This is a genomic window from Corallococcus sp. AB018, assembly GCF_003986945.1.
GTDB classification, from domain to species: Bacteria; Myxococcota; Myxococcia; order Myxococcales; family Myxococcaceae; genus Corallococcus; species Corallococcus exiguus.
Window position 1 is genome coordinate 1 of record NZ_RAWR01000335.1, and the last position, 7,265, is coordinate 7,265.

The following is a 7,265-nucleotide window of genomic DNA, read 5'->3' on the forward strand; positions in this document are numbered from 1 at the left end:
AGGCCCGAGAACATCGACTCGAGGAAGCTCTCCAGCTCCCCCTCCAACCGCTTCAGTTGCGTCGGTGTCATGCAGGGGGAACAGTCCGCCCACCCTCACGCATTCTTGATGTGACCAAGTCGTACTAAATGAGGGGATCCTTCAGATCGCCGCCCCCATTGCCAGTCCATGCGTCGAGTCCAAGAAGCGGCTCGGAAACTATCGTTGGGTCGCGGAACGCGCGCTGGGCTGGAAGAACCAGTTGCGCGGCCTTCAAGGTCACGATGAGTGCAGGGACGACGGCCACTTCGGATTCCTCGTCTCTGCTACGTCATGGTACTGCGTCGCCTCTGTTTTGACATTTATTTGGGGGTTGTTAATGGGTTGCGCTTTTCATGGGAGTGTGTGGAAATGCGAAGCCCGGGCCAGCGCATCCCTCGCGCCAACCCGGGCCTCAAGCCCATCCAGATGAATCTGCGGCCTACGGCTTCTTCACGTCGTAGGGCACCAGTTCCTCCAGGCGTTCCCCGTCCTCGCGGACCTTGCCCACGCCGGGGACCAGCCAGAACAGACGCTGCTTCTCCTCCTTCACTCCGCCGCTCTTGTTCAGCTTGTCGCGCTGGACCTTGATGGCGTTGGTGAACGTGCCCGCGGGCGTCGTCACCGTGACGTCCTTCTCCGGCACCTTCCAGACGTAGGTCGGATCCTTCCCCTCCGTTCCTCCCGCCGCGTAGGTGATCAGCTCACGCCCCTTGTCCGGCTGCTCCCAGGGCACGGAGGCAGGGGGCGTCGCCGCCAGGGACTTCATCATCGCCGGGGACCAGGTCGTCGCCTTGGAGGCCAAGCCGTCCGTGACGTCCTCCTCGCGCAGCCGCACCACCAGGCCGTTGGTCAGCTCCAACTGCCAGGAGTCCTCCTTCCTCCTCACAATAAAGCCTGTGTGTGCGTATTGTTCGAGCGAGTAAGGTAGAGGTGCGTTCCCGGATGGAGCGCAGTTCGGTCAGACAGAGCCTTAGGTTGCGCCACAGAGCGCCAGAGGTGTCCCATGATGGGCTGGCAACAGAGGAGGCTCTCGGAGAGAGCGCAGCGGCTCCTGCGAGCAGCATCGGTTCATCCTGTTCCGAATGATGAGGCGACGGTTCGGTCTTGGCTCTTGGCGAACGAGCCCGGTCTTGAGCCGTCGGTGTTTGTTGGTTTCCAGAGAGACTTCGGCGGCCTGATTCTGGACATCCCCGGAGAAGTCCTTTCGCTAGGACTTTGGTATAAGAGCTGGAGTGGCAGTGTTGTCGGGCCTGTTTCAAATGAGGACGACGACGGGAATGTCCTGGTGAGTTGTGGCTCATTCCGGGCTGCGCAGTATGCGCTTTATATGAGGGGGGATGGCGCCATCTATCTGGGAGAGTGGCCTGCTGCCAGTTTCGTTGAAAAATATCTTGAAGACATGGCTATGTTCTCTGTGGCGTATGGAGCACGCCCTTCTAGAGTGAAGAAAGTCAAACTTCCGCAACGGTTCGGTGAGCGGTTCGCGGCCCTTGAGCTTTCCTTGGTTGAGATGGCCTCGGATTGGCCATACTTCGCGTGGTGGATTGGGGATGGCGTCTTTGTTCGCGAGGATGGAGACGTAGGTGGTGCCGGGCAGGTGACTGCCAGGGTTTTTGGGCGTGCTGACTCTCCTCGCGTGGCTGCTATCGAAGCTGCTCTGCTGGGTTCGTAGTGAGTTGGTGCGCTGGGCTCACAGGAGACCTCTGTGCGACGACGCATCCATCCGGAGTTGCTCCCCGGGAGCGACGCGTTGACGTACAGCAGAGCCGGCTGTCCCGTAGGCACGAGGGAAAGAACGAACCCCGCGCGCACCATCTTGTCCCCCATTTCAGCCTCCGGCGCTTCGCTAACAACAAAAAGCGCGTTCAGGTTCAGGTGGCATCGCGAGACCAGAGGCACACGTCCGGCTTCAGCGTTCTAAGTGCGTGCGTGGAGCGCGACTTCTGTGCCGTCGAGACAGTGTGTGGCACCTCAACAAGCTGAAAGCCCGGGCCAGCGCATCCCTCGCGCCAACCCGGACTCCAATCCCATCCAGATGAATCCGCGGCCTACGGCTTCTTCACGTCGTAGGACACCAGTTCCTCCAGGCGTTCCCCTTCCTCGCGGACCTTGCCCACGCCGGGGACCAGCCAGTACAGGCGCTGCTTCTCTTCCTTCACCTCGCCGCTCTTGTTCAGCTTGTCGCGCTGGACCTTGATGGCATTGGTGAACGTGCCCGCGGGCGTCGTCACCGTGACGTCCTTCTCCAGCACCTTCCAGACGTAGGTCGGATCCTTCCCCTCCGTTCCTCCCGCCGCGTAGGTGATCAGCTCACGCACCTTGTCCTGGTGCTCCCAGGGCACGGAGGCCGGCGTCGCCGCCAGGGATTTCATCATCGCCGGGGACCAGGTCGTCGCCTTGGAGGCCAGGCCGTCCGTGACGTCCTCCTCGCGCAGGCGCACCACCAGGCCGTTGGTCAGCTCCAGCTGCCAGGAGTTCTCTTCGTAGACCGTGCCGGACTTCGTGCGGTCCTGCCGGCTGTGCACCTTCACGGCCGTCATCGTCGTGTCCGGCACCGTCTCCGGCCCCTGCACCGTCACGACCTTGTTGAAGACCCCCTCCACGTCATCCGTGATGCGGTAGGTCCATGTGGAGCCCGTGGTCAGCGGCCACAGCGTCGTCATCTCCGCCTGCTGATCCGGCTTCGTGCCGCCGCCCGTGCCCGGGTCCACCGCGTTGCCCGGCAGGTCCACCGTGCCGTCGGGATTCGTCGTGGGCGCGCCCGGATCATTCCCCGTGGGCAGGCTTCCCCCACCGCCACCGCAGGCGGCGAAGGCTCCGCACGCCGCGAACAGCACCGCCAGCTTCCTGAACTTCATACCGTCTCCTCCCGCGCGCCCTTCGCGCTCACCGCCGTCCACCGCAGGCCCCGCAAGGGCGCCCCTTCCGTCCGTCCCAACGCCGCCGCCAGGCTTCCAGGCTCCGGCTCCTCCACTTCCAGCTCCACGCGCCGCGCGGAGAAGTCCATCGCGCAGCTCTTCACCAGCACGTTGCGCTCGCCCAGCGCCGCCCTCAGCGTGGCCTCCGCTCGCACCAGGTCGTCCGCCTGCGCGGACACCACCATTCGCTGCCTGGCCTCCTTCGTCGCCACGGCCTTCTTCTCGAACAGGTCCAGCACGAAGAGCAGCACCGCCACGAACCCCGTGCCCACGCACGCCAGCACCAGGTTCCCGTGGCCGCATGCCATGCCCAGGCCAATCACCAGGAACAGGATGGCCGCGTCGCGCGGGTCCTTCAGCCCCGAGCGGAACCGCACGAACCCGCCCAGGCCCACCAGACCGAAGGCCTTCGCCACGCTGTTGCCAATCACCGCGGTAATCACCGCCGCCGCCGCGCAGAGGAGGATCTGCGCCTGCACCATCTCCACCTTCGGCAGCGGCTTGCCCGTCAACATCCGCCACGGCCGCGACGACAACAGCGCGCCAATCACCGCCGCCGCCACCAGCCGCGGGAGGATGGCCCCCATCGACAGCGCCTGCAGCTCCTGCTCCACGTCCTGGAACAGGGCACCGAACGGACCCTCCATGGGCGTCATGCCTCCTGCCGCCCGGCGTCCACTCCCAGCGTCTCCGCCAGCGCCCGCGCCGGGCGCTGCGCCTGCTCCAGCGCTCGGGCGTGCGCCACCACCGCGTACGCGTTGCGCAGCACCGGCAGCTTCCCGGCCTGCTCCTCCAGGATGCGCTCCAACAGCGCCCGCGTCTCCGCCACCAGCGGCAGCCCGCGCATCGACGACACCACCGTCGCCGGCCACCGGCGCGCCGCGGAGGCCCGCAGCTTCCACGCGGCCGGCGAATCCATTCCGTCCACGGAGTCCAACGCCTCCTTGGTGGACTGCGCGCCCCGCTCACGCATCGCCCAGGCCCGCGGCGTGTCCACGCCGGTCAGCGAACGCAGCACCAGCTTCAGCGCTCCCTTCTCCAACTGCTCGCGCAGGCCCACCGCCACCGGCGTCTCCAGCCCCGTGGTGCTCTTCAGCACCGCCAGCCGGTCGTGCGGAATCAGCGCATCGCGCAGCGCCTCCGCGCGCTCCGTGCTCAGTCCGCCCAGACTGCGCGCCACCTCCGAGTACAACTTGCGCTGCATGCCCGCCTCGCGGACCACCCAGGACTCCTCGCCGTCCACGCCCACCAGGCCCAGCAGCACCGCCGCCATGTGGCCGTCCTTCAGGCCCCGCTCGCGCAGCGCCCACGCTTCTGGCGAGTCCTGGCGCTTGAGCCCCTCCAGCACCGCTGCCGGCGCCTGCGCGTACAGCCGCTGCCTCAACGCGTGCGAGCGCGGGGACGTCACGAACCCCAGACCCTCCGCCACGTCCGCCGGCACGCTCGCCGACAGCACGTCGCGCAGCGTCCACGCCGTGTCGTCATCCAGCCCATTCAGGCTACGCGCCACCAGGCCCGGCAGCCGCTCCGCGTACGCCACCCGGCGCTGGTGCGCGGGCAGGCCCGGGATGCCGTTGAGCAGCCACGCCGCCAGCTGTGGCTCGCGCGCCTCCAGGCCGTCCACCGCCTGGAAGAAGCGCTCCTCCACGTCGTCCACGGACACCGCGCCCGGCGCCGGCGGGGGAGGGGCGGGGACCAGCCGCTGCACCGGCTGCTCACGTCCCTCCAGCCGCGCGACCACCGCGTCCACCAGGCGCTGCTCCAGCACTCGCAGCGGCTGATCATTGTTCTCCAGGATGATCCACCGCGCAGGGTCCTTCCGGGCCTGCGCCAGGAACGCCTCGCGCACGCGCACCGCCAGCCCCGCGCCGACCAGTCCCTTGCGGCTGTCCGCGTCGTTCTCCTTGCCGCTCTGCACCTTGCCCAGCCGCTTGCGCAGCCGCGCCAGGTCCGGGTCGACGTCCACCAGGATGACCAGGTCCGGCCACAGCCCCTGCGACGCCAGCTCGCACGCGGGCAACAGCTGCGCCTCCTTCAGGCCCCGCCCACCGCCCGTCAGCGCCAGCTGCGAGTACAGGTAGCGGTCGGTGATGCACACGTCGCCCCGCTTCAGCGCGGGCGCGATGACCTCTTCCAACTGCTGCGCGTCACGGGCCAGGTTCAGGAAGAACTCGGCGCGCGGGCCCATCTCCAGGAGCTTCGCGTCGCGCGTCAGGTCGCGGATGCGCCGCGCGGTGGGCGACTGCAATTCGCCGCCCTCGCGCGCGTGCGCGACCTTGTAGCCCAGCCGCTTCAGCCGGGCCGCGAGCAGGTTGGACAGCGTCGTCTTGCCGCTGCCGTCAATGCCTTCGAAATCGATGAACACGGTGCCCTAACCCCCTACGACCCCAACGCCACCTGATGTGAAGGCATGCACCCGCGCCATGCCCTCCGCGAACTTGCTGTACGCCGTCGCTCCCCCCGGATTGAGGGCCGACAGCCACTCGGGCAGCGCCGCCCCGAGGTGCTTCACCTCCACCACCACCCGCGAGTCCTCCCACACGGGCAGCCCCAGCCGCTCCACCGTCAGCGCCACGGGCGACAGGGCCAGCTCCGGCGATACGGCGTGGAAGCCGATGTCCCGGTCCACCGTCACCCGCCACTCCTGCGACACCTGGTACACGTGCCGCCGGTACGTCACCGCCAGCACCGGCGACAGGCTTCCCCCCGCGATGAGCGGCAACAGGCTCACTCCGCCCTTGAGGGTCCGGCCCAGCTCCGCGCGCGGCACCCACACGCGCCGCTTCCGCGTGAGCCCGCCACGCTCGAGCTTCACCTCCAGCACCACGCGCTCGCGGCCCGCCGCGCCCACGTCCGGCGAGTACTCCTTCGTCCTCACCTTGAGGCAGTCGTCCGGCGTGCGCAGCGCGCGCATCGCCAGCGGATGTCCCGGCTTGTCGAAGTACACCGACACGATGCGCGTGGGCGGCGGCAGGTACCCGCCCAGCTCCTGCGACAGCCTCGCGCAGACCGACTTGGCGTCCGGGGCCTCCAGCACGCGCTTGAATTCACGCCGCAGCTTCGTCACTTCGCCTTCAACGAATGAGATCATCTCCAGGTGTCTCCTCAACGGAAGCGGGTGGCGAGCTGCACCGACAGCTCGAGCGCGGGCGTCACGTCCCCCGGCCGGAGCGCACGCTCCGCCTGGACCTGCGCCTTGAACGAATCCGCCAACAACACGTTGAGCCCCCCCGTCACCGAATGCCCTTCCGCCTGGATGCCACCCTGCAATTGCAGCGCCTCCGCTCCCACCACCGGTTGCACCGCCCACCCGTTGTGGCCTACCGGCACCGTCCAGTAGGCCAGCACCGACTGCGACTGGAACGGCCCCAACGCCAGCCGGCCCATCGACGCCTCACCCGTCAACGACAGCCCCCAGAGGTTCAGCTCCGCGTCCGCCGCCGTCGCGTACTGCTTCGTCCCGTCAATCACCTGCGTCAGGTACGTGCTCGTGCCCAGCGTGAGGAACTTGAACGGACGGATGCTCAGCCGCGCTGAGCCGTCCTCGCTCAGCCGCTTCCCGGTCGCGTCCTCGCCGCCCTCGAAGAGGCCCGCGGAGAACTTCAGGCCCCACGCCGCCTTGAGCCGCATCTCGCCCATCACGCCCAGACGCCGCCCGCCCAGGGAGTTCGTCTCCGTGAGGTAGTCCTCCACCAGTCCGCGCTCCTGGATGGGCAGCCGCCACGCCGACTCCTGCGAACGCTGCAGGAAGGGCGACTTGAAGCGGCCCGCGTACAGCCGCATGCGCTTGCCGTCGTCCGCCAGCCGCACGAACGCGTCCTTGAGAATCGTCTTGGAGGCGAGATCCGCGCTCACCTCCGCTTCCAGGTTGGACAGCGACGCGGCCACGCCCACTCGCGCGGACTCGATGCCCAGGTCGCGCTCGTACTTCTGGCGCTCGTCCGCGGCGGCCCGCGCGAACACGCGGCCGAACACGCGGATCCGCTGCTGCGGCCCGCCCTTGTCGTCCACCTTGTCCGCTTCGTCCGGCGCCTCGCCCAGCGTGTCCGCCTTGGGGCCCGTGTCCTTCTTCTTCTTGCCCGGCACCGCCGCGTCCGGCACCGGCGCGCCCGGCTCGGAGACCTGCTCCGGCGAACCCATGACGGGCCCCTGCGAACCGCCAGGCATCGCCTGCGCCACCGCGCCTTCCAGTGCGTCACCTGTCCCGTCCGCCGGCTTCTTCGCGTCGTCGTCTCCGGACACCTCGAGCGGCCGGTCTACTCCCTCCGCCGCCGCGTCCTCGTCCGGCTCCGGCGCCGCGCTCGCGACCGCCGGCAGGCCCAGGAG

General features: G+C 68.2%; 7 protein-coding genes. 1 reads left to right on the top strand and 6 read right to left on the bottom strand.

Annotated features, from left to right (window positions below; genetic code table 11):
* Window positions 1-460 precede the first annotated feature (460 nt).
* Entirely contained in the window at window positions 461-880 is a 420-nt protein-coding gene (locus tag D7Y11_RS40455) for a hypothetical protein (RefSeq protein WP_199753935.1), read from the bottom strand.
* 144 nt (window positions 881-1,024) lie between these two features.
* On the opposite strand from D7Y11_RS40455, the gene D7Y11_RS40460 reads away from it, so the two are divergent.
* The gene (locus tag D7Y11_RS40460) at window positions 1,025-1,693 is read left to right on the top strand and encodes a hypothetical protein (RefSeq protein WP_126936336.1); all 669 of its coding nucleotides are present in this window, start codon (window positions 1,025-1,027) and stop codon (window positions 1,691-1,693) included.
* Between the two features lie 376 nt (window positions 1,694-2,069).
* On the opposite strand, the gene D7Y11_RS40465 is transcribed toward D7Y11_RS40460, so the two are convergent.
* From D7Y11_RS40465 to D7Y11_RS40485, 5 genes are all read right to left on the bottom strand, one after another.
* Window positions 2,070-2,879, bottom strand: coding sequence for a hypothetical protein (locus tag D7Y11_RS40465; protein ID WP_126936337.1), 810 nt, complete (start codon window positions 2,877-2,879; stop codon window positions 2,070-2,072).
* Window positions 2,876-3,586 carry a DUF4956 domain-containing protein gene (locus tag D7Y11_RS40470; RefSeq protein ID WP_120581401.1) on the bottom strand — a complete coding sequence of 237 codons (711 nt, stop codon included), beginning with the start codon at window positions 3,584-3,586 and terminating at the stop codon, window positions 2,876-2,878. The genes D7Y11_RS40465 and D7Y11_RS40470 overlap by 4 nt, the downstream gene beginning before the upstream one ends.
* Before the next feature lie 5 nt (window positions 3,587-3,591).
* Window positions 3,592-5,304, bottom strand: a complete 1,713-nt coding sequence (tmk, locus tag D7Y11_RS40475) for a dTMP kinase (protein ID WP_126936338.1) — start codon at window positions 5,302-5,304, stop codon at window positions 3,592-3,594.
* 6 nt (window positions 5,305-5,310) lie between these two features.
* Window positions 5,311-6,030, bottom strand: coding sequence for a VTC domain-containing protein (locus tag D7Y11_RS40480; protein WP_120581397.1), 720 nt, complete (start codon window positions 6,028-6,030; stop codon window positions 5,311-5,313).
* A 14-nt stretch (window positions 6,031-6,044) separates the two neighbouring features.
* On the bottom strand, window positions 6,045-7,265 hold a 1,221-nt coding region (locus tag D7Y11_RS40485), incomplete at its 5' end, for a hypothetical protein (RefSeq protein ID WP_126936339.1).